Origin of the sequence: Gordonia sp. AC31 (assembly GCF_031844505.1) — a bacterium.
Classification (GTDB): Bacteria; Actinomycetota; Actinomycetes; order Mycobacteriales; family Mycobacteriaceae; genus Gordonia; species Gordonia hongkongensis.
The window spans coordinates 46,790-67,624 of the sequence record NZ_JAUZVK010000011.1; the positions used below are offsets into that span (position 1 = coordinate 46,790).

Sequence of the window (20,835 nt, forward strand, 5' to 3'; positions counted from 1 at the left end):
CGCCCCCGCGATCGTCTCGGCCCGGATCACCGCGGCCTCGTGCGCACGCGCGCAGCCGCTACCCCGCTCACGACCAGGAGGTAACCGACCATGGCGTCCACCCCGGCGATCGCCGCGCTCGAACGCGCCCGGATCGACCACTCGGTGCACCGGTACGCGCACGACCCCCGATCGGAGGCCTACGGCGCGGAGGCGGTCGCCGCCCTCGCCGAAACCCTCGGTGTCCGTGCCGAGCAGATCTTCAAGACGCTGGTCATCGAACTCTTTGGCGGGGACCGGCCCGGCCTGGCGGTGGCGGTGGTCCCGGTGCCGGCCAAGCTGTCGCTCAAATCGGCGGCCGCCGCACTCGGCGCGTCGAAGGCGAAGATGGCCGACGCCAAGGCGGTCACCCGGACCACCGGCTACGTTCTCGGCGGCGTGTCCCCGGTCGGCCAGCGGACCCTGTTGCCGACCGTCGTCGACTCCTCGGCCACGCATTTCGACCGGGTGCTGTGCAGCGCCGGCAAGCGCGGGCTCGAGATCGAGCTGGCCCCGGCCGATCTGGTGTCCGTCACCGAGGCCGTCGTCGCCGACATCGCCGTCGGCTGATCGTCGGCTGTCGGAACGGCCACTCATCCCGGTGGCGGGGCACCCACTAGGGCAGCATGGACACCATGTGCGGACGCTATGCGGTGACCACCGACCCGGCGAAGCTGGCAGCCGAGATCGATGCGGTCAACGAGGTACCCCAGCCGGCGGGTGCGGACTCCACCGATCTCGACGCGGCGCCCCGGTCACCGGGCGTGAACTACAACGTCGCGCCCACCACGACCGTGATGACCGTCGTGAAGCGACACTCGCCCGACGATCCCGACGACGATCCGCTGCTCCGCGTCCGCGCGATGCGCTGGGGGCTGGTGCCGCCGTGGGCCAAGGAGGTCGGGAAGGGGCCGCTGCTGTTCAACGCGCGCGCCGAGAGCGCCGCGGAGAAGAGTTCGTTCCGTTCGTCGGTCAAGTCGCGGCGTTGCCTCGTGCCGATGGACGGCTGGTACGAGTGGAAGAAGGGTCCGGCCGACAGCAAGGGCAAACCCACCAAGATCCCGTTCTTCATGTCGCCGCAGGACGGGACCCGGCTCTTCATGGCCGGGTTGTGGTCGGTCTGGCACCCCAAGACCGACCCCGAGTCGTCCGAGAAGGCCGCCCAGCCGCTGCTCAGTTGTTCCATCCTCACCACCGACGCGGTCGGGGAGCTGCGCGACGTCCACGACCGGATGCCGCTGATCATGCCGTACGAGCACTGGGATGCCTGGCTCGACCCGGACGGCCGGGCACCCGATGAGCTGTTCGCCCCACCCGCCGAGTCGCTGGTCGATGCGATCGCGATCCGCGAGGTCGCCCCGCTGGTCAACCGCGTCGCCAACAACGGGCCGGAGTTGCTGAACCCTTCGTGACGCGCCTTCCGCAAGCTCCGGGCGCTCCTCAGGGAGCAAGGGGTGAGGGCGCGCCTTCCGCAAGCTCCGGGCGCTCCTCAGGGAGCAGAGAGGCAACGCTCGCACCCTGCTCCCTGAGGAGCGAGCTTGCGAGCGTCACGAAGGGTCTTCGCAACCTCGGTCGCCGGGACCCTTCGAGGCTCGTCGCTATCGCTCCTCGCACCTCAGGGAGCAGTGTTGTGTCGGGCTTTCAGATCAGCGATCGGCGAGGGCGGCCACTCAGCTGAACTCGTAGTCGCGCAACGGGAACGAGTCCATCTCGCGGAGAGTTCGCAGCGTCGAGGCCGGGCGGAGCAGCGTCGCCTCGCCGTGCTGGTTGAAGTAGTAACTGCGTGACGTCGCGCAGTCCCCGTTGTAGAACACCGAGGACTGCAGACGATCGGTCACCTCGTCGAGGAAGGCGTCGTTGGCCTCCTCGGTCACCTCGAACGTCCGTTGCCCGCGGCGGCGCAGTTCTCCGAAGAGGCGGGCGATGTGCTTCATCTGCCCTTCGATGGTCGTGAAGTACGACAGGCCGCTGTAGGAGTAAGGACTGTTGAGGGACAACAGGTTCGGGAACTTCGGGACGGTGACGCCCTCGTAGGCCTGGAAGCGGTTCTCGCGCCAGAACTCGCCGAGGTTGCGCCCGTCCCGGCCGACGATGTCGAAGGCCGGGAAGTTGGTGTCCCAGAGGTTGAACCCGGTGGCGAGAACGAGGGTGTCGATCTCGGTCCGGGTGCCGTCCGCGGCGAGGATCGCACCGGCTTCGAGGCGGGCGATGCCACTGGTCTGCAGGGTCACGTTCGGCTGGGCGAAGCTGGCGAAGTAGGTGTTGGAGAAGGTGGGGCGTTTGCAGCCGAAGTCGTAGTCCGGGGTGAGCTTCCGCCGTAGTTCCGGGTCGGCGATCTGGCGCCGCAGGTGCGCCTGGGCCAGTCGGGCGGCGAGTTTGTTGCCGGGCTTCACCTGCTTGTAGTGCAGGACGCCGAACACCATCAGCAGTTCGAGAAGCGACGAGTTCACCAGTCGCGCAGCACGCTGGGTGAGCGGGAACCGGCCGAACAGTTGCTGGACGAGCGGCGGGATCGCGAAGTCGATCTTGGGCACCACCCAGATCGCGGTGCGCTGGAAGACGGTCAGGGCCTCGGCGCGGGCGGCGATCTCGGGGATGAGCTGCACCGCGGTCGCACCGGTACCGATCACGGCGACCTTCTTACCGGTGAAGTCGAACCCGTCCTGCCAGTCCGCGGTGTGCAGGATCGTGCCCGCGAAGTTCTTGATGCCCGGGAACTCCGGGACGTGCGGCTGGGACAGGAACCCGGTCGCGGTCACCAGATAACGCGCCGTGCGTTCGGTGCCGGACGCGGTGCGGACGCGCCACAGCTGCTCGTCGGGGTCCCAGGTCGCGGACTCGACGACCGTTCCGAATTCCATGTGCCGCTTGAGGTCGTACTTGTCGGCGACGTGGTGGGCGTAACGCTTCAGCTCTGCTCCGGGGGCGAACAGCCGGGACCAGTACGGGTTGGGCTCGAAGGAATAGGAGTAGGTGACCGACGCGATGTCGACGGCGAGTCCCGGGTAGTGGTTCACGTGCCACGTCCCGCCCAGGTCGTCCTCCCGCTCGAGGATCGCGATGTTGTCCAAGCCCTGTCGCTTCAGTTCGATCGCGGCACCCATCCCGCCGAAGCCGGCACCCACGATCACGACGTCGAGTTCTGGTTGCATCCGACACCCCCCTCTTCGCTCACCCTGAATTACCGTTACCGACAGTTACCGTAACCCAGCACACAGCCGGGAGACCAGGGCCGAACCCTCCCGGACGCGGCGGTAGCGTGTCAGCTGCCATGTCTGACCGTTCGCATACCCCCGCCTCCCCTGCGCCGACCGGCGCATCCTTCGCCGCGGCGGTCTACGCCTTCGCCGTGATCATGCTGGGCACCACGCTGCCCACACCGCTCTACGCGATCTACGGCGAGGAACTCGGTTTCGGCGTGACCACCACGACCGTGATCTTCGCCGTGTACGCGGCCGGCGTCATCGCCGCGCTGATCGGCTTCGGACGCTGGTCCGACGTCATCGGCCGGCGCAAGATGCTCATCGCCGGCGCGATCCTGTCGGCGGTCAGCGCCGTCGTCTTCCTCACGGCGGGCCCGGTCTGGCAGTTGCTGCTGGGCCGGGTGCTGTCGGGTCTGTCCGCGGGTATCTACGCCGGCGCCGCCACCACCGCGGTCATCGAACTGGCCCCCGCGTCGTGGCGGGGACGCGCTCCGGCCGTGGCGACCGCGGCCAACATCGGCGGCCTGGGGCTCGGACCGCTGATCGCCGGGCTTCTCGCGGAGTACGCCCCGTCCCCGCTGCACACCCCGTTCGTATTCGATCTGGCGCTACTGGTGCTGGTCTTCATCGGCATCTGGCGGCTGCCCGAGACGGTCGAGGTCGTCCCCGGCGCCCGGTTGAGCATCCAGCGACTGTCGGTCCCCGCCGACATCCGCGGCGTGTTCGTCCGGGCGTCGATCGCGGCCTTCGCGGGGTTCGCGGTGATGGGCACCTTCACCGGCGTGATGCCGTCTTTCGTCACGAACATCCTCGGCATCGACGACCACGCATTCACCGGTTTCCTGGTGTTCGTACTGTTCGCGTCCTCGGCGGTCACCCAGATCGTCGTGCGCCGGATGCCGACCGAACCGGCCCTGATCGCCGGCTGCGCCATCCTCATCCTCGGGACCGGCCTGTCGATCCTGGGACTGGTCGCCGCATCGACCCCGGCGTTGCTCGGCGGAGCGGTGATCTGCGGTGTGGGGCAGGGCATGTCGTTCAGCAAGGGACTGGCGTCGGTGGTGGCGGCGACCCCGGCGGGACGCAAGGCCGAGGTCACCTCGACCTACTTCGTCGTCGCCTACGTCGCGATCTCGATCCCGATCGTCGGCCAGGGAATCACCGCGCAGCACTGGGGTCTCCGGCCCGCCGGGATCGCCTTCAACATCGGGGTCGCCGTGCTGGCCCTCATCGCACTCGTACTGACCATCGTCTCGGTCAGGAACCTGGCACGCCCGACTCGTTGAGCACCGAGATGAGGCGGCGGAAGCGCACGCTGCTGACGAGGTCCTCGACGAGCACGACGTCGCCCTCCGAATTGGCCAGCGGGACACACCAGTTCGGGTACTGACTGCTGTCGGTACCCGGCTGGTTCTGGATTCGCCGCTCCCCCACCGCATCCACGAGGGCCACGCTCAGCAGTACCGACGGGCTGCGGGCGATCACCGCATACAACGCATCGACGACCTTCGGGTCGGTCAGCGGGGTATCCCGGGACAGCAGGCCGCGTTCGTAGGCGAGTTCGAGGACGGCGTCGCGTTCACGCGCATCGCGCGCCCGCTCCGCGTCCTCCCCGGAGGCGAGCAGTCCCAGCCGCGATCGCAGCGTGATGTGGTCGCCCGCCAGATATCCCACGGTCGGGGGCAGATCGTGGGTTGTCACCGAGGTCAGACACAGCTCGCGGTAGTCCTCGGGCGGGGTCGCGGCGTCGGGCCCCTGTTCGAACCACAGGATCGACGTGCCAAGGATTCCGCGTTCGCGGAGTGAGTCCTGCACCGACGGTTCGAACACCCCGAGATCCTCGCCGACGACCACCGCGTCGGCGCGCTGCGCCTCGAGCGCCAGGATGCCGATCAGCGCCTCGCTGTCGTAGTGCACGTAGGTGCCCTGGGCCGGGCTGCTGCCGTCGGGTATCCACCAGAGCCGGAACAATCCCAGGATGTGATCGACGCGCACACCGCCCGCGTGTCGGAGGACGGTGCGGATCATGTCGCGGTAGGGCTCGTAACCGGCCTCGGCGAGGCGTCGTGGATGCCACGGCGGTTGGTCCCAGTCCTGACCCTGCTGGTTGAAACCGTCGGGCGGCGCCCCCACCGTCGCGCCTGTGGCGAGCACGTCACCGAGGGCCCACGCATCGGCGCTGTGCCGTGCGACCCCGACCGCGAGATCGGCCATCACACCGATCTCCATGCCGGCCGATCGCGCCGCGTGCGCGGCGGTGGCCAGTTGTTCGTCGCAGATCCACTGCAGCCACATGTGGAAGTCGATGCGTCGGGCCATCTTCCGACGCTTCTTCTTCATGTACGCGGGGTCTGCGAACTTGCCCTGCCAGCGCGGGTCGTCGGCGTCGTACCGCTCGGCCAGCGCGCACCACGTCGCGAAACGCTTGAGGCCCTTCCCCTCCCGGCGCCGGAATGCGCGGTAGGCGTGCGCACGAGCCGGGGCGAGCGGGACGCCGTAGATGAGTTCGAGCGCTTCCAGCTTGGCTCGGAATGCCTTGTTGCGCCGGATCTTGTCGGTCGCGGTGTTCTCGTCGAGGAAGCTGCGCTTCAACGCCTTGACCCACTTGCGCTGCGACTTCGACAGCCCGTCCAGCTCGGGGATGTCGGTGATCCGGATGTAGAGCGGATTGACGAATCGTCTCGTCACCGGCAGGTACGGCGACGCCTCGATCGGCGCCTTCGGCTGGGCGGCGTGAAGTGGATTGACCTGGACGAAGTCGGCGCCGTACGCGCTGGCGGCCACCTCGCAGATCCCGGCGAGATCGGCGAAGTCGCCCACGCCCCACGAGTCAGCCGATCGGATCGAGTACAGCTGCGCGGCGAGTCCCCATCGCTTCCGGCCGATCAGCCGGTCGGCGGTGTGCAGTCGGCGCGGCGTCACGATCAGGGGCGCGCTCGAGGCCGATGAATCGTCGAGATCGATCGCCTTGATCTGGTGATATCCGGTGGGGAGGTCGTCGGGCACGGCGAACGTCGCACGGCCGATCAGCACGCCGTCGACCTCGCGCGGCTCGACCCAGACATCGAGTTGGGGGGCCGCGACGTCGTCACCGGTTTCGCTGACCACCCACACCTTCACCAGGTGCCCGTGCGGAACATGCACGGCGAACGTGGCTCCCGAGCCCTCGGTCACGACGGTCACGGCGGGGACGAACTCACGCCACGGTTGTTCGTCGATCTCGCGAATCGAGTTCTCGATCTCCTCGGGCGAACCTGCGGGGACGTCGAGCGCCCGGAGCACCGCGACCAATGTGTCCTGGTCCACCTCGTGCCGCTCGTCACCCCAGCCGACATAGCTGGAAGCGACGCCGTAGCGATCCGCCAGTGCGGTCAACCCATCGAGGTTCACATCAGCCACCCGTGCATGATCGCAGGATTTCCGTGCGCCCGCCGCCCGCGCCGCCGGGTTCGGTCCACCGGTTCGGTCCTCACGGAAAGATCACCCCCGGGTTCAGGGTTCCCCGCGGGTCCAGCGCGTCCTTGATCGCGCGCATGGTCGCAAGGTCGGTGGCGTCGCGGCCGAGGTGCGTCCACGCCGACTTCGCGCGGCCGATACCGTGCTCGGCACTGATGCTCCCGCCGTTGGCGGCCACGATCCCGAACACGTGGTCGGTGACCGCGCCGGCCTGCGCAGGCGGGACGTCGAGCAGGTTGACGTGGATGTTGCCGTCACCGACGTGTCCGAAAAGAATTGGCCGACAGGAAAATTCGTTTTCGACACCCACACGGGACAGTTCGGCGAATGCCTCGGGCAGTGCCCGGATCGGAACCGAGATGTCGAGCTTGACGACCGGCGTCGCGCTCGACCGGGCGATGGCCTCGGTGTGGCCCTCGCGACCGGACCACAGGGCGCGAGCCGGCGCCCGTGCGAGCACGGCGTCGATGATCCCGGTCGCATCGCCGAGCAGCTCGGCGGTCGCGGTCTCGATGTCCCCGGTCCCCGACACCTCGAGAAGGACGTAGAACGGTCCCGGCGTCGCCGTCGGGCGCCGGTGCCCGTAGTCGGCGACGAGCGCGACCCCGGCCTCGGTCATCAATTCGGCGGCCTCGACGGTCAGTCCCGCCGCCGATGCGGCGCCGATCAGCCCGACGGCGTCCTCGACGCGCTCGATCGAGGCGACCGCGACGGTGGCGGCCGAGGGCGGCGCGACGAGCCGGAACAGGACCCGGGTGATCACCGCGAGGGTTCCCTCGCTGCCGGCCAGGAGAGCTGGAAGGTCGTATCCCACATTGTCTTTGACGAGGGATGTCCACCGGCGGAGGACCCGGCCGTCGGCCAGGACGGCCTCGATCCCCGCGATCTGCGACCTCGCGTTGCCCCGCCGGATCATCCGCGTCCCACCGGCATTGGTCGACACGACCCCGCCCGCGGTCGCGCTCTGGCGGGAGGCGAGGTCGATACCGAACGACAGGCCGTGCGCCGCGGCGCGGAGGTCGATGGATTCGACGGTCGCGCCGGCCTGGGCGCCGACACAACGACCGACGGTGTCCACCTCGTCGATGTCGGTCATCCGCACCGTCGACAGCACGATCCAGCGCTCGCCGACGGCGGCGGCCGGTGGCACCGAGCCGCCGACGAGTCCGGTGTTGCCGCCCTGCGCGCAGACCCGGATGCCCGACCGGTCGCATTCGGTGAGCACGCGCGAGACCTCGTCGGTGGTGCGGGGCCGGACCACCGCCTCCGCCGCTCCGCGATACCGCCCGGTCCAGTCCGTCAGGAACCCTGCCGTGGCGTCCGGGTCGGTGAGGACATGCGCGTCGCCGACGATCGCGCGACAAGCCGCGATAACGGCGGCAAGAGGGGAATCCGGCTCCTCAGGACCGTGGGAAGGCATCGAGGATCGGGGTGTCGCCGTCGTTGAACTCGATCACCTCGTGCACCGACGCCGGATGGTCGAGAACGGCCGCCGCGACCTGGGCGACGTTGTCCCGGCTGACCTGGTCACCCTCGACCCGGTCGCCGCCGAGCGTGATGCTGCCGGTGCCGTTCTCGTCGGTCAGCTTGCTGGGTCCGAGGATCGTCCAGTCGAGTTCCGTGGACTTCAGGTACGTGTCCGCAGCCGCCTTGGCCTCGGCGTAGGCGTGGAAAGAGTTGTCCTCGGGCACACCGTGATCGGGTCCGGCGCCGAAGTAGGACACCATCACGTACCTGCGGACTCCGGCCCGCACGGCGGCGTCCATGGACCGGATCGCGGCATCGCGGTCCACGGCGTACGTCCGCTTCGGATCGCCGCCGCCGGCCCCCGCGGTCCACACCACCGCGTCGTGGCCGGAGATCGCGGTGGCGATGCCGGTGGTGTCGAGGGTCTCGACGTCGGCGACCACGGGAACGGCCCCGGTGTCCGCGACGTCTTCGGCGTGTTCGGGATTGCGGATGATCGAGGTCACCTCGTCGCCGCGTTCCGACAGAATCCGCGCCAGCCGCAGCGCTATCTTGCCGTGTCCGCCGATGATCGCCACTCGAGTCACTGGATGCTCACTTTCGGTTGCTCACTTGTGCGGTCGCCACTCTCGTACCCAATCCAACGTACGCACATGCGCGCACCGGACACGGCCGAGACACGACTCCGCCCCGGCCCGACGTTCGATGCGAACGTCGAGCCGGGGCGGAGTTGAGTCGGACGAATCCGGTGGACCTCAGACGCGGGTACGACCGCGGCCGGTCACCAGCTTCACGAGGAACAGCAGGATGCACGCGCCCGCGACACAGGTGATGAAGCTGAGGATCAGCCCAAAGCCTTCAGGATTTGTGACCAGCGAGAGCAGCCAGCCACCGATGAGGCCGCCGATCACTCCGACCACGATGTTGAGGATGATGCCCTGCTGCGCATCTGTCTTCATGATCTTGCTGGCGATCCAGCCGGCCAGGCCGCCGATGATGATCCACGCGATGATGCCAATTCCCAGCATGTCTGCCTCCTATGGTCGTCGTGATCCGTTGTGCAAATCGTTAGAGATCGCGAAGACCTCTCGAATCGCTACGAATCGGAACGCACCCAGACCGACAGAGCGTCAAACAGTGTCCGCGGAAAATGTGTACACATCGAGACCGGACCGGTCACCGGACCGAGACCAAGCGGGGAAACGGGATCAGGGGCAGGTCACCTTGATCTCGTAGGACTTGGTCACGGGCTCGGTCGGATTGGCGGGATCGATCCCGGATGCGTCACCGGTGACCGTGTAGGTGTCCCCGTCCTTGGTGACCTCGCCGCTGCCGCCGCCGGCACCCTTCTGATAGGCCAGCACCACACCGTCGAGCGAGCCCAGCCCCACAGACTCCACCTCGGGCGAGTCACCCGACGTCAGGACGACGCCGATACCCGAGCCCCCACCCGATCCGATCCCGATGGTCACCTTGCCCGCGGCGTCGGTGCACCCGACCGTCTTGTCCGCCAGTTCCAGTTCCTGACCGTCGACGGTCACGGTGGCCTCCGCGTCGGTGCCACCCGACGCCGAGTCATCGGAACCGCACGCCGTGAGGGCGACGGCCAGTGCTGCGGCGCCGAGAACCGAGGTGATGTGCACTTTGCGCATGATGGGAGCTCCTGAGGAGTCGAACGAGGCGCCACCGGTCGGCGGCTGAGATGAACTTAGACGCCTGAGCTGCGGTTCGGCGTCGGTCGATCGAATGGGCCGCGGGAACTCGGAACCGCCCCCGAGAGTTCGGCCCGAGCGAGTTCGGCCCGAGCGAGTTTGGCGTCGGCCTCGACCATCACGGCGCGGGTCAGATCGCGGAACTGTTCGTAGTGGCCGTGGTAGCCGTACTTCGCATGCAGGCTCGGCCAGGTTGCGAAGTCGGCGGCGGCACCGATCGCGTTGCCCTCGTGCAGGTAGGTCGGGAGGACGTTCTGGATCGAGGTGTCCCGTCTCAGTCGTCGCACCGTGTCCTGATGGAGGGTCGACGCCGCCCGGTACTTGGTGATCACGACCCCCAATTCGACGATTTCCCGCCCCAATTCGGTGCCGAAATCGGCGACCTGACGCTGGATGTGCGGAATCGCATATGTGGACAGGACATCCGGGATGGTCGGGATCAGATATGCGGCGGCCATCGCCAGCCCGTTGAGGCTGAACGGTCCGACGTTGGGCGGGCAGTCGACGAGGATGTAGTCGTATTGCCCGGCGATCGGGGCCAACGCGTTCGTCAGTACCTCCACGGCCGCCAGATGGTCGTCCGCAGCAACCCGGTGAGCACTGAGCTCCTCGGCCAGTTCGATGAGGTCCAGGGACGACGGCAGCAGGTCGATCCCGGTGAGCCCGGCCACGGTCGAGACATCGCGCTGCACGCTGCCCTCGAGGTCGAACGATTCCGTACCGTCGAGCAGGTCGGTGAAGAGTGTCGCGACGGTGTGCCGCCGGGCGTTGCACGTCAGCCAGTGTTCCTGCCCGATCATCATCGTCGTCAGGTTGGTCTGGGCGTCCAGGTCGACGAGCAGCACCTTCTTGCCGAAGACGCCGGCGAGGAAGTCGGCGAGGAAGTCGGCGAGGCCTCCCGTGAGCGTGGTTTTCCCGACCCCGCCCTTGAGACTGATGGTCGCGATCACCGTCGGCATGGCGTCCCCGGTCTGTTCGGTCGCCCTGCTGTTCGGGCGTCCTGCGTCGCGAGTAGATTACCGAGCCGACGCGTAGGCCACCGGGTGTTCGGTGGCGCCGCGACGGCCGCCCGGCCTCTCGAACCTGCGAATCCGACGCCGAATGTCTTTTCCACCCTCATTCTGCGGGCATTATTCATATCTGTAAGAATGGCCGAGTCGAGCACTGACCGGATATTTCTGTCGATTCGGTCACGTGAATACCAGCCGGGTGAAGAACGATGTGACAATCGTTCACGAAGATCGAACGGAATGCGAACTGCCGTCATTTCCCGACGACGGTGCAACTTGTTTGTCCTGGTCGGAACAGAATACCCATGTGGAAGGACACCCGTATGAGCAACCGAGTCCGGACGGCCACCGTCGGCCTGGCGGTGTGCGCCGCGGCGGCATTCGGAGCCGCCCTCGCGCCCGTCGCCACCGCAGCGCCGAGCGATGTGACCGCGACACCCTCGGTGTCCGGCAACACCGTCACCCTGACGGTGACGAGCAACGCCGCGAAACGCATCGGCTGCGAGATCGTCGGCGTCCCGGCCGGCGGAGCCCCGACCAATGTCGTCTTCGGATATCAGACGCCGGAAGAGCTCGGTGCGCTCATCTCCCCCGGCTCGTCGAAGTCGTTGCCGCTGCGGATCTCTCAGGGCACGCCGCCGACACCCAGTGGGACGACGACGATCCCGGACGGCACGTACGACATCTACTGGGGATGCACCACGATCACGCTGCCACCGGGCACCGGGGCAGCCGAAGAGTTCTGGGGCACCAACCCGCCGGTGACAGGGACGACCCCGACGGTCGCCGCGCCGCTGCGGGTGACCGTGCCGGGCGGGGCGGCAACGCCACCGGCCCCGGAATCGGAGGCCCCGGCGGCGCCCGGATTGCCGAGCATTCCGGGCCTGCCCGTCATCCCCGGCCTCTCGGGGATCGAGCTGCCGGAGGAGATCTGCACGACGTCGTCGTGCGTCCCCGTCGGATGAGCTGAACGGGCCGTTCACCGCGCGTGATCGCCGTTTTGCCCAATGCACTTCCGGGACCCGGGTGCGGTTGTGCATACTTCGACCATGTCAACAAGCGATGTCACGCGCCTCCATCTCGCCGCCGAAGGTGGTGGAGCGGCACTCGACCAGGTCTTCCTGATGTCGGCGGTGGCCGCCGTCGTGTCGGTCGGCCTGCTCTGGATCGGTTACCTGCACCGCACGCGCAAGATCACGTGGCTGACCACGCTGTCCGAATGGGCCGCGCGCCGGGTGAACCGCCCACCGTGGGCGGCGCTGCCGATCTTCCTGTTCACCAGCACGATCATCTGCGCGCTGTTCGGCTTCCTCTGGGATGTGAGCCTGCACATCGGCGACGGCCGCGACGAGGGGCCGCTGGCGAACCCGGCGCACTACTTCATCCTGGTCGGCCTGTTCCTGCTGTTCATCTCCGGCATGCTGTCGGTGTTCCTCCCCTTCGACAAGCCCGGGCGCTCGGCGATCCGGATCACGCGTCACTGGTACGCACCGGTGGGCGGAATCCTGTTGGCGGGCTGCGGTTTCTACGCACTGCTGGGGTTCCCGCTCGACGACGTCTGGCATCGGATCTTCGGCCAGGACGTCACCCTCTGGGGCCCGACCCACCTGATGCTGATCGGCGGCGCAGGACTGTCGCTCATCGCCGTCGTGATCCTCGACCGTGAGGGCCGGGCCGCCATGGGTCCCGACGCCCCGGACGACGGCCGGAGCCAGTGGCTCGTGCGCTGCCTGGCCTTCGGCGGGCTGGTGATCGGCATGTCGGTGTTCCAGATCGAGTACGACTTCGGCGTCGAGCAGTTCCGGCTCGTGCTGCAGCCGATGATGATCGCCGGGGCCGGGGCGTTCGCCCTCGTCGCCGCGCGGATCTGTCTCGGGCCGGGCGCAGCGCTCGTCGCGGCCGTCTTCGCGATCCTGCTGCGTGGTGTCGTCGCGGTCGTCGTCGGGCCGGCGCTGGGTGCGCCGATCAACGTCTTCCCGCTCTACCTGGGCGCGGCCGTGGTCATCGAACTGCTCGCGCTGACCCCGCTGCTCAAGCGCCGCGTGCTCTTCGGTGCGGTGGCCGGGCTCGGAGTCGCGACCCTCGGCCTCTGGATCGAGTCCTGGTGGATCGCCGCGGCCTACCCCTTTCCGTGGGTCACCGGCATGTGGGGCGAGGCGTTGGCGATGGCGATTCCCGTGGGCATCGCGGCCGGTGTGTGCGGCGGGCTGCTCGGCCTCGTCAGCGTCGGCGAACGCCTCCCGACCCGTTGGGTCAGCATCACCGCGGTCGTGCTCTCCGTCCTGGTGATCGGCGGGGCCGTCGCCAACGGCCTGCGGGTCTCGGTCCCCGCGGATGTCACCGCGCGCGTCGTCCTCACCCCGGCCGGGCCGAACGAGGCTGCCGACGAGAACGTGACGGCCGAGGTCTTCCTCGACCCCGCCGACGCGCTCAGCGACGACCCCGAGTGGGTCACGCTGATGTCGTGGCAGGGCGGGATCGACAATGACCGCGGCATCGTCATCGACCGGCTGGAGCGCGTCGGTCCCAACCACTTCCGGTCCACCGAACCGATGCCGGTGTCGGGATCATGGAAGACCATCCTGCGCGTACAGGACGGCACCACGATGGCGGGCGTGCCGGTGTATCTGCCGGCCGACCCGGCGATCGGCGCGGAGGGCGAGCCGGCTCAGCTGACGTCGACGAAACCGTTCGTCGCGGAGATCTCGATCCTGCAGCGCGAGCGCACCTTCGACTACCCGTCGTGGTTGTTCGGCGCGGCATCACTGGTGGTGCTCGTGTGTTCGCTGCTGCTCATCGCGGCGCTGTCGTGGGGAGCCGGCCGGGTGAACGCCCGGGAGGCGACATCGGGCGCGCGGGAGCCCGAACTCCAGCCGCAGCCGTGATCGCTCTCGCTGCCGACCCCGGCGTCCACCACCTGGCGACGCATCCGCTCGTGCTGGCGCTGCCGGCCGTGATCCCCGCGTTCCTGGTGGTGGGCGTCATCGTCGCGATCGCGATCATCGACCGTCGACGCGGGGACGACGAGGACGACGCGGACGACGTCGCAGGCCGCCCGGGCGAGGCCGGCCGCACTGCCGCCGAGCCGGCAGGCGGCGACCCCGATTCCACCGCTCCCCCGACCAGAGACGAGGCCGATGACCCCGCCCGCGAGGCCGACTGACGTTCTGCTCGCCCACGGACTGGGTGGTTCGGAGTACCTGCCCGTCCCGCTGACCGCGGTGTTGATCGGCGGCGCCTGGGCGCTTACCATCTCGTTCGCGGTCATCGCGTTCGCTTGGCGCACACCACGATTCGGTCGGCCGGACGCCGGCCGAGAACTCCCGGCATGGGTGACGGCGACCGTCGACAACCGTTGGGTGCGCGACGTGATCAGCGGCGCCGCAGTGGTTCTCACCGCATGGCTGATCGTGGCCGCCGTCGGCCCCGACGACGAGAACCCCCTACCGGGCGCGTTCTATGTGCTGCTCTGGGTCGGCATGACCGTGCTGTCGGTACTCCTCGGACCGGTGTGGCGACTGCTGTCCCCGGTCCGCACCCTGCTGCGGGCCGCCCGAGGTGTCGGCGGCCCGCGGGTCGTCGGCCTGCGGGAGTATCCGCGTCGGCTGGGCTGGTGGCCCGCGGCGTTGGGCCTGTTCGCTTTCGTCTGGCTCGAATTGGCGTCGCCCGACCCGAGTTCGGTGGCGTCGGTGCGGATCTGGCTTCTCTGCTACCTGGTCATCACCCTCGTCGGTGGCGTGGTCTTCGGGTTGCGGTGGACCGTGGACGCCGACCCGTTCGCGGTGTACAGCACCGTGGCCTCGCGCCTGTCCCCGTTCGCGCGCAACAGCGCCGGCCGGGTGATCCTCCGCAGTCCGATGAACTCGCTGCCCACGCTCCCGGTGCTCCCGGGTACCGTCACCGTTCTCGCGATCCTGCTCGGCTCCACCGCTTTCGACAGCTTTTCGGCGATCGCGTTCTGGCAGGACCTCGTCGCCGACGGTGCCGGTGACAGCCGGGCGGCCGCCACCGTGTACTCGACCGCCGGCCTGTTGGTGTTCATCGGCGTCGTCGTGGTGACCTTCTGGACGGCCGCCCGCGCGGTCGGCGGTGTGCAACCCGACCTTCGGCGCCGCCTCCCCGGCCTGATGGCGCACTCGCTGGTCCCGATCGTGATCGGTTACATCCTCGCCCACTACCTGCAGTCACTCGTCGAACAGGGACAAGAAGCCGTCCTCGCGCTCGGCGATCCGCTGGGGAGGGGATGGAATGTGCTGTGGCTCAGCGATGCTCATCCGGTGTACGTGATGAGTGACCACCCGACGGTCACGGTGACCCTGAAGGTGGCGTTCGTACTCGGCGGCCATCTGTTGGGGGTGGCCGCGGCGCACGACGCATCGTTGCGTCTCCTGCCCCGCCGGCACCAGCTGACCGGGCAGCTCACCATGATGGTGCTGATGGTCTTCTACACGTTCCTCGGGCTCTGGATGCTGTTCGGCGGGTGATGCCCGGTCAGTAGGTGGTCGGGGGCGTGTTCTTCTTGTTCGAACGGAACAGCATGTAGCCGCCGTAGAGGGCGAGTGCGACGAGGGCGATCCAGAAGAGTCCCTCGAGTAGCGGGCCGAGGACGGCCAGTGCGATCAGCGCGACCGCGATGATGCCCAGAACCTTCCAGAAGGTCATGCCGGTGGTGTTGTTCGTCGATGTGGTCATGAGCCCAGTCTGCGCCCGCCGAAGCCGGAAAGCGATGCTCGGCGGCACTTCTGGGGCGAACTTCAGGGACTTCCCTGAGGGACCCCCTACCGCTGGAACCCCTACCGTCGGAACCACGCCTCGGCGTTGCCGGCCAGCGCCTTCTCGATCCGCAGTGCCGACGTGTCGGTCAGGTCGGACGGCAATGCGTCGGGCGCGAACCACGCGACGTCGGAGTTCTCGTCGTCGGCGGCACGGGGATCGCCGTCGACGTGGCGCGCGAGGAAGCAGACGTCGAGATAGCGGGTCCGGTCGCCGTTCGGGTAGGTGATCAGCGGGGTGACGTCGATGCTGGTCAGTCGGATGATCTCGGCGGTGACATCGGTTTCTTCGCGGACCTCGCGCAGGGCCGCCCGCGCCGGCTCCTCTCCCGGTTCGAGGACGCCGGACACGACGGCCCACTGTCCGTTGTCGACGCGGCGCGTGAGGAGCACCCGCCCGGCGTCGTCGCAGACGACGACGCTGACGCCGGACAACCAGAGTTCGCGGGTACCGACCTGGGCACGCAGATCGCGGATGAATTCGGGAATGGGCACCCCCACATCCTGCCTGCCGGTGCGTGTCGCCGCCGGAGAGGTGGGGTCGGGTGCCAGATATCCCGACGCGCACAATGTCACCCATGAGGATCTCCCGACGTGCCGAAGGGATCGCCCCGTTCCAGGCGATGGAGTTCGCGAAGCGCGCCGCCGAACTCGAGGCGGCGGGTCATTCCGTCGTGAAGCTGAACATCGGCGAACCCGATTTCGGGGCACCGCCGGCGGTCCTCGCCGCCGCCCGCGAGGCGACCGGCCGTCCCCTCGCCTACACCGGCGCCCTCGGCCTCCCGGAGTTGCGCGAGGCGATTGCGGACTTCTACGGCCACCATTTCGGGGCGTCGGTGGATCCGGCGCGGGTGGCGGTCACCGCCGGCGCGTCGGCGGCACTCCTGATGGCCTGCGCGGCACTGATCGACCCGGGCGACGAGGTCCTCATCGGCGACCCGTCCTATCCGTGCAACCGCCAGTTCGCGCACGCCTTCGGCGCACAGGTCCGGCTCTTGCCGACCAGCCCCGCCAACCGGTTCCAGCTCACCGCCGCCGAAGTCGACGACGCGTGGACGGACGCGACCCGCGGCGTCATGGTGGCGACCCCGTCGAACCCGACCGGCACCTCGATGCCGGCTGAGGAACTCGTGACCATGTGCGAGCTCGCGGCGGCCCGGGACGGCTGGTCGATCGTCGACGAGATCTACCTCGGGCTGTCCGACCCCGGACCGGACGGTCGGCCGCCGCGCAGCATCCTGGCCGCCGATTCGCCGGGCGTCGCGGAGACGGTGGTGATCAACAGCTTCTCCAAGTACTTCGGGATGACGGGTTGGCGGCTGGGATGGTGCATCGTGCCCGCGGAACTCGTGGGGGTGCTGGAGCGGCTGGCACAGAACTTCTACGTGTGCCCGCCCACGCCGTCGCAGTACGCAGCGCTGGCCTGCTTCACGCCGGATTCCCTGGCGGTGGCCGAACAGAACCGACGTGAGTTCGCGCGACGCCGGCAACTCGTCGTGGACGGGCTCGCGGACATCGGCCTCGACGTGCCGGTCATCCCCGACGGCGCGTTCTACGTCTACCTCGACGTCGGCTCCACGGGCCTGACGTCGGCCGAGTTCTGCGACCGGGCGCTCGCCGAAGCCCATGTCGCCCTGACCCCGGGCCACGACTTCGGGGTCGCGGGCGCGGACCGGTACGTCCGTCTGTCCTACGCCGCATCCACCGACGACCTCACCCTCGCCATCGAACGACTCCGGACGTTCGTCGGGGCCGGTCACGTTCCACTTCGATCAGGAGAGACCATTCCATGAGCTCTGCGGGACCAGTCCGATCCGAACGCCTCGCCGAGGAGGTGACCCCGATCCTGACCGCCCGGACCGAGGGCGCACCTCGGGTGCCGGGTGTGGTCGCGGGCGTCACGACCGACGAGGAGACGGTCTTCCTCGGTGCCGCCGGGGTGCGTGCGCTCGACGACGAGCAGCCGATGACCGTCGACTCCGTCTTCGCTCTGTTCTCGGCGACGAAGGCGGTGACCGCGACGGTCGCCCTGCAGCTCGTCGAGGAGGGCGCGCTGGACCTGCACGCACCGGCCCGCACTTACGTCCCGGCGCTCGGCGAACTGCAGGTGATCGAAGGCTTCGACGACGGCGGGCGGCCGCGTCTGCGGCCACCCGCCTCCGATGTCACGGCTCACCAATTGCTCACGCACACCGCCGGTTTCGGTTACGACTTCTTCAACGAGAACTACCGTCGACTGACCGCGGACCACGGTGTGCCCGCCGTCGCCACGGCGACGAGGGCGTCGTTGCGAACCCCGCTGCTGTTCGATCCCGGCACTGAGTGGGAGTACGGCTCCGGGGTGGACTGGGCCGGCCAGGTCATCGAGGCCGTCACCGGACGCCGTCTCCGCGAGGTGATGGCCGAGCGGGTCCTCGACCCACTCGGCATGTCCGACACCGGTTTCGCGCTGTCCGACGACGCCCGGCGTCGGCGAGCGTCACTGCACATGCGCAAGCGGGGCGAGCTAGTCCCCAACCACCGTTGGGAACAGCCCGCCGATCCCGAGATCGACATGGGCGGGCAGGGCCTCTGGTCCACCGTTCCCGACTATCTGAGGTTCCTGCGGATGTGGTTGCGCGGCGGGCGGTCCGACGGTGGCGAGCAGATCCTGCGCCCGGACACCGTCGAGGTGGCGTTGCGCAACCAGATCGGCGATCTCGCGGTGCGACGCCTCCCCGGTGTAATCCCGGCGCTCAGTCGCGACGCCGAGTTCTTCCCGGGCACACCGAAGTCGTGGTCCTACCCGTTCATGGTCAACGACGCCGACGCACCGACCGGCCGGCCCGCCGGCTCCCAGTCATGGGCGGGACTGGCCAATCTCTACTTCTGGATCGATCCCCGGACCCGCATCGGCGGCTTCTGGGCGACGCAGATCTTCCCGTTCTTCGACCCTGCCTCGGTCGACGGCTACCTCGACTTCGAGGCAGCCACCTACCGTGCGCTGGCGAACTGAGCTCGCGGCGCGTTCGTCATCAGGCAACGCCGAGCAGTACCCAGTTGTTCTGCCCTGTGAGATCGCGAAAGCACCGACCCGGTAACGACATTACGCGGAGATCGCTACCTCACAACGCCGCCGACGACCACGCCGTCGTCGACCACTCCTGTCCGGTGCACTCCAGTCCGTTGCACTCCGAGAACCTCACCGACCAACGCAAGGGTGTAGATGTGGGCGATCGGCGGGGGCAGCTGGAGTGATCTGTCGTACCGGTCTCACCCCATCCATGGTGGCGGGCGCCCGCTGCTCGACTGTCGCGGTCGAGCGGTTCAACCGCGCCCCGGCCCGTCGCAGTGCTCCCTCATCGGTGGTCGACGACGCACTGAGCCAGGGCACGCCACGAAAGTTCCGCGGAGCGTGGCTCGGGGGCCCGATTGCTGCCGAATGGGGGCGTTGCGTGTTCGTCCGATACCCCGTTCCCGCGACGGTGATCCGCTGCGGTAACGGAGTATGGAGGGGCAGCACTGTGGAGTTGTCAAGGGACGGATGCGGTCCCGGGTACGGTCCGGGTGCAGAAGGTGCTACGCGAAAGTGTGTCGGAGGGTCGGTCAGGCGGCGTCGTCGAGTCGCATGGTGCGTCGGTTGTAGGCGGGTAGCGGTCGGCGCTGCGGGTCGACGGTGGCGGGTGGGATGAGCCAGGGGTGACGGTCGAAGCCCATCACGATGTCCCACCCGTGGTGGTGGACTTGGGTGTGGCAGCGTTGGCAGAGCAGGCAGCCGTTGTCGAGGTCGGTGGGTCCGCCGTCGGCCCACGGTCTGATGTGATGCACCTGCGTATGGGACGGCGGTGCACCACATTTGATGCAGCAGGCGTCACGCACGATGATCGCTTTGCGTAGGTGTGCCGGATACAACCGGTGGGTGTGACCCATCTGCAGCGGTACGCCCTCACCGTTTAGAATGATCTCGGTCAGCGAGCCGTCGCACGACACCTGTTTCGCGGTCGCTTGGCTGACCGATCCGGTCCACGGCAGCGTTGCGAGGTCTCCGGTCGCGGGGATCGTCAGCATCAACTGGGTGCGTGGGCTTCCAACGGTACCGATGCTCGCGCCGATCGCGGCTTGGTCGAGGATCAACTCGAAAGCGTCGGCGCGGCGTTGCTCGGCGGTGCGACGATCCTCGGCGCCGTCGGGTTCGGGCCGCGGACAGGACCGTTCGTCGATCATCGCCAGGAACCTCTCGCCTACCACCTGGGTGAGATCGGCGCGCACCTCGACACGGCCGTCGTCGGTGGTGTGTGCGTTCACCGAGTTCAAGCTTGCATCGTCCGACGCCGGGGTTCCGGCAGCAGAAGCATCGGCGAGAGCGTTGCCGATGGCGTGAGCATGCTTGAGTACTTCAGTCGGTGTTGCACCGGAGAGTGCTTGGGCGATGAGTTCGAGCTCATACCGGGTGCTTTCATTCTCGGAAAGGGTTCCACCACATCGTTTCTCGATCTCGTTCATGCTGCGGACGATGGCATCGACAATCTCGCCGGACAACCGCCCATCGGCGGCATGACGCGCCACGGCCGGCAGCGTAGGCAGGGCATCGGCACTTCGCATGGTGCGAAGAGCAGTGGCCGGGGCATGCCCTGACTCGATCAGCAGTTTCTTGGTGGTGCTGCCGGCTTTCTGCGCGACGCCGAGTTCGTCGAGTTGTGCTGCGTGGGTGATGATCTGGTGGTCGGCAAGGTTGCGGATCAGTCGCCACGTGTCGAGGGCGTCGAATGTTGCTCTGCCCGTTGGGTCGTCGGCGGGCGGGGTGGTCTCGATGAGTTGTTCGAGGAGAGTGGCGCGCTCTGGCATGACTCCAAGGTACCGGAACATTGGTTCGACTACGAGGAGTTTCCACAGGCTCAGAGATCGCGAAACTGTCGACTGTGCAGCGTTTTTCGTCGACTGTGCGTCGACTCCCGTCGACTGTGTGTGGATCGTTGACAGTGGTGAACTTCAGTCACGTCCGTTACGGATTCTGGGTGGAAATTTGCGAGTCTGAAGTGGACTGAAGATCCCGCGCGAACTCGCTTCCCCGGTCCGAATCCGCAACCTGCCGTGCGTGGGGCGCTGGGTCTGCAGGGGGTTGTACAGCGGCGTCGGGTCACCAAGTGGCTTCGACTCGGCGCCTCGCTCCGCTCGGTGCCGGCTCAACCAGCGGAGGTTCAACGCCGGCTCAACCAGG

19 protein-coding genes are annotated in these 20,835 nt (G+C 68.1%); 9 read left to right on the forward strand and 10 right to left on the reverse strand.

The features are described from left to right. Positions 1–90: 90 nt before the first annotated feature. Both ybaK and Q9R39_RS14485 read left to right on the forward strand, forming a co-directional pair. A complete protein-coding gene (ybaK, locus tag Q9R39_RS14480; RefSeq protein WP_078113361.1) occupies positions 91–588 on the forward strand; it encodes a Cys-tRNA(Pro) deacylase in 498 nt (165 codons plus the stop codon). A 65-nt stretch (positions 589–653) separates the two neighbouring features. Further along, positions 654–1,430 (forward strand): SOS response-associated peptidase, encoded by a 777-nt coding sequence (locus tag Q9R39_RS14485; protein WP_078113387.1) that lies wholly within the window; start codon positions 654–656, stop codon positions 1,428–1,430. A 258-nt stretch (positions 1,431–1,688) separates the two neighbouring features. Here the strand turns inward: Q9R39_RS14485 and Q9R39_RS14490 are convergent, their stop codons facing one another. Further along, positions 1,689–3,170, reverse strand: coding sequence for an NAD(P)/FAD-dependent oxidoreductase (locus Q9R39_RS14490; RefSeq protein WP_078113360.1), 1,482 nt, complete (start codon positions 3,168–3,170; stop codon positions 1,689–1,691). Positions 3,171–3,289: 119 nt separating this feature from the next. Between Q9R39_RS14490 and Q9R39_RS14495 the strand changes: the two genes are divergently transcribed. Further along, a complete protein-coding gene (locus Q9R39_RS14495) occupies positions 3,290–4,507 on the forward strand; it encodes an MFS transporter (RefSeq protein WP_247449857.1) in 1,218 nt (405 codons plus the stop codon). On the opposite strand, the gene malQ is transcribed toward Q9R39_RS14495, so the two are convergent. The 6 genes from malQ to Q9R39_RS14525 form a co-directional block, all read right to left on the reverse strand. Further along, entirely contained in the window at positions 4,479–6,611 is a 2,133-nt protein-coding gene (gene malQ / locus Q9R39_RS14500) for a 4-alpha-glucanotransferase (protein ID WP_247452130.1), read from the reverse strand. The two genes, Q9R39_RS14495 and malQ, sit on opposite strands and share 29 nt — an antisense overlap. A 79-nt stretch (positions 6,612–6,690) precedes the next feature. After that, the gene (locus Q9R39_RS14505) at positions 6,691–8,097 is read right to left on the reverse strand and encodes an FAD-binding oxidoreductase (RefSeq protein WP_247449859.1); all 1,407 of its coding nucleotides are present in this window, start codon (positions 8,095–8,097) and stop codon (positions 6,691–6,693) included. Beyond that, a complete protein-coding gene (locus Q9R39_RS14510; protein WP_247449861.1) occupies positions 8,078–8,731 on the reverse strand; it encodes an SDR family oxidoreductase in 654 nt (217 codons plus the stop codon). Before Q9R39_RS14510 ends, Q9R39_RS14505 begins: the two co-directional genes overlap by 20 nt. Before the next feature lie 168 nt (positions 8,732–8,899). Next, positions 8,900–9,172 carry a GlsB/YeaQ/YmgE family stress response membrane protein gene (locus tag Q9R39_RS14515; protein ID WP_247449863.1) on the reverse strand — a complete coding sequence of 91 codons (273 nt, stop codon included), beginning with the start codon at positions 9,170–9,172 and terminating at the stop codon, positions 8,900–8,902. Between the two features lie 180 nt (positions 9,173–9,352). Next, positions 9,353–9,796, reverse strand: coding sequence for a lipoprotein LpqH (locus Q9R39_RS14520; RefSeq protein ID WP_058251911.1), 444 nt, complete (start codon positions 9,794–9,796; stop codon positions 9,353–9,355). A gap of 56 nt (positions 9,797–9,852) precedes the next feature. Then, the gene (locus tag Q9R39_RS14525; protein WP_277243190.1) at positions 9,853–10,815 is read right to left on the reverse strand and encodes a ParA family protein; all 963 of its coding nucleotides are present in this window, start codon (positions 10,813–10,815) and stop codon (positions 9,853–9,855) included. 374 nt (positions 10,816–11,189) lie between these two features. Here Q9R39_RS14525 and Q9R39_RS14530 point away from each other — a divergent pair, with 374 nt between their 5' ends. From Q9R39_RS14530 to Q9R39_RS14545, 4 genes are all read left to right on the forward strand, one after another. Continuing rightward, positions 11,190–11,831, forward strand: coding sequence for a hypothetical protein (locus Q9R39_RS14530; RefSeq protein WP_311277672.1), 642 nt, complete (start codon positions 11,190–11,192; stop codon positions 11,829–11,831). A gap of 84 nt (positions 11,832–11,915) precedes the next feature. Beyond that, complete coding sequence (locus Q9R39_RS14535; protein WP_311277673.1) at positions 11,916–13,751, forward strand: hypothetical protein; 1,836 nt, start codon at positions 11,916–11,918, stop codon at positions 13,749–13,751. Next, complete coding sequence (locus Q9R39_RS14540) at positions 13,748–14,029, forward strand: hypothetical protein (protein ID WP_058251914.1); 282 nt, start codon at positions 13,748–13,750, stop codon at positions 14,027–14,029. The genes Q9R39_RS14535 and Q9R39_RS14540 overlap by 4 nt, the downstream gene beginning before the upstream one ends. Then, on the forward strand, positions 14,004–15,350 hold the full coding sequence (locus Q9R39_RS14545) for a hypothetical protein (RefSeq protein ID WP_058251915.1): 1,347 nt from the start codon (positions 14,004–14,006) through the stop codon (positions 15,348–15,350). The genes Q9R39_RS14540 and Q9R39_RS14545 overlap by 26 nt, the downstream gene beginning before the upstream one ends. A gap of 7 nt (positions 15,351–15,357) precedes the next feature. Here Q9R39_RS14545 and Q9R39_RS14550 read toward each other — a convergent pair whose 3' ends face one another. Together Q9R39_RS14550 and Q9R39_RS14555 are read right to left on the reverse strand one after the other, a co-directional pair. Continuing rightward, positions 15,358–15,558 carry a hypothetical protein gene (locus Q9R39_RS14550; protein ID WP_058251916.1) on the reverse strand — a complete coding sequence of 67 codons (201 nt, stop codon included), beginning with the start codon at positions 15,556–15,558 and terminating at the stop codon, positions 15,358–15,360. A 101-nt stretch (positions 15,559–15,659) separates the two neighbouring features. Then, positions 15,660–16,133, reverse strand: a complete 474-nt coding sequence (locus tag Q9R39_RS14555; protein ID WP_211538417.1) for an NUDIX domain-containing protein — start codon at positions 16,131–16,133, stop codon at positions 15,660–15,662. Between the two features lie 83 nt (positions 16,134–16,216). On the opposite strand from Q9R39_RS14555, the gene Q9R39_RS14560 reads away from it, so the two are divergent. Both Q9R39_RS14560 and Q9R39_RS14565 read left to right on the forward strand, forming a co-directional pair. Beyond that, the gene (locus Q9R39_RS14560) at positions 16,217–17,431 is read left to right on the forward strand and encodes a pyridoxal phosphate-dependent aminotransferase (protein WP_311277674.1); all 1,215 of its coding nucleotides are present in this window, start codon (positions 16,217–16,219) and stop codon (positions 17,429–17,431) included. Beyond that, on the forward strand, positions 17,428–18,633 hold the full coding sequence (locus Q9R39_RS14565) for a serine hydrolase domain-containing protein (protein ID WP_311277675.1): 1,206 nt from the start codon (positions 17,428–17,430) through the stop codon (positions 18,631–18,633). Before Q9R39_RS14560 ends, Q9R39_RS14565 begins: the two co-directional genes overlap by 4 nt. A 590-nt stretch (positions 18,634–19,223) precedes the next feature. On the opposite strand, the gene Q9R39_RS14570 is transcribed toward Q9R39_RS14565, so the two are convergent. Further along, the gene (locus Q9R39_RS14570) at positions 19,224–20,483 is read right to left on the reverse strand and encodes a DUF222 domain-containing protein (protein ID WP_311277676.1); all 1,260 of its coding nucleotides are present in this window, start codon (positions 20,481–20,483) and stop codon (positions 19,224–19,226) included. Between the last annotated feature and the right edge of the window lie 352 nt (positions 20,484–20,835).

Bases quoted from the DNA above. Each gene is read 5' to 3' on its own strand.
- Q9R39_RS14565 (WP_311277675.1), top strand. From the start codon at position 17,428: ATGAGCTCTGCGGGACCAGTCCGATCCGAACGCCTCGCCGAGGAGGTG.
- Q9R39_RS14520 (WP_058251911.1), bottom strand. From the start codon at position 9,796: ATGCGCAAAGTGCACATCACCTCGGTTCTCGGCGCCGCAGCACTGGCC.
- Q9R39_RS14485 (WP_078113387.1), top strand. From the start codon at position 654: ATGTGCGGACGCTATGCGGTGACCACCGACCCGGCGAAGCTGGCAGCC.
- Q9R39_RS14490 (WP_078113360.1), bottom strand. From the start codon at position 3,170: ATGCAACCAGAACTCGACGTCGTGATCGTGGGTGCCGGCTTCGGCGGG.
- Q9R39_RS14525 (WP_277243190.1), bottom strand. From the start codon at position 10,815: ATGCCGACGGTGATCGCGACCATCAGTCTCAAGGGCGGGGTCGGGAAA.
- Q9R39_RS14570 (WP_311277676.1), bottom strand. From the start codon at position 20,483: ATGTTCCGGTACCTTGGAGTCATGCCAGAGCGCGCCACTCTCCTCGAA.
- Q9R39_RS14530 (WP_311277672.1), top strand. From the start codon at position 11,190: ATGAGCAACCGAGTCCGGACGGCCACCGTCGGCCTGGCGGTGTGCGCC.
- Q9R39_RS14515 (WP_247449863.1), bottom strand. From the start codon at position 9,172: ATGCTGGGAATTGGCATCATCGCGTGGATCATCATCGGCGGCCTGGCC.
- Q9R39_RS14495 (WP_247449857.1), top strand. From the start codon at position 3,290: ATGTCTGACCGTTCGCATACCCCCGCCTCCCCTGCGCCGACCGGCGCA.
- ybaK (WP_078113361.1), top strand. From the start codon at position 91: ATGGCGTCCACCCCGGCGATCGCCGCGCTCGAACGCGCCCGGATCGAC.
- Q9R39_RS14545 (WP_058251915.1), top strand. From the start codon at position 14,004: ATGACCCCGCCCGCGAGGCCGACTGACGTTCTGCTCGCCCACGGACTG.
- Q9R39_RS14560 (WP_311277674.1), top strand. From the start codon at position 16,217: ATGAGGATCTCCCGACGTGCCGAAGGGATCGCCCCGTTCCAGGCGATG.
- Q9R39_RS14550 (WP_058251916.1), bottom strand. From the start codon at position 15,558: ATGACCACATCGACGAACAACACCACCGGCATGACCTTCTGGAAGGTT.
- Q9R39_RS14535 (WP_311277673.1), top strand. From the start codon at position 11,916: ATGTCAACAAGCGATGTCACGCGCCTCCATCTCGCCGCCGAAGGTGGT.
- Q9R39_RS14505 (WP_247449859.1), bottom strand. From the start codon at position 8,097: ATGCCTTCCCACGGTCCTGAGGAGCCGGATTCCCCTCTTGCCGCCGTT.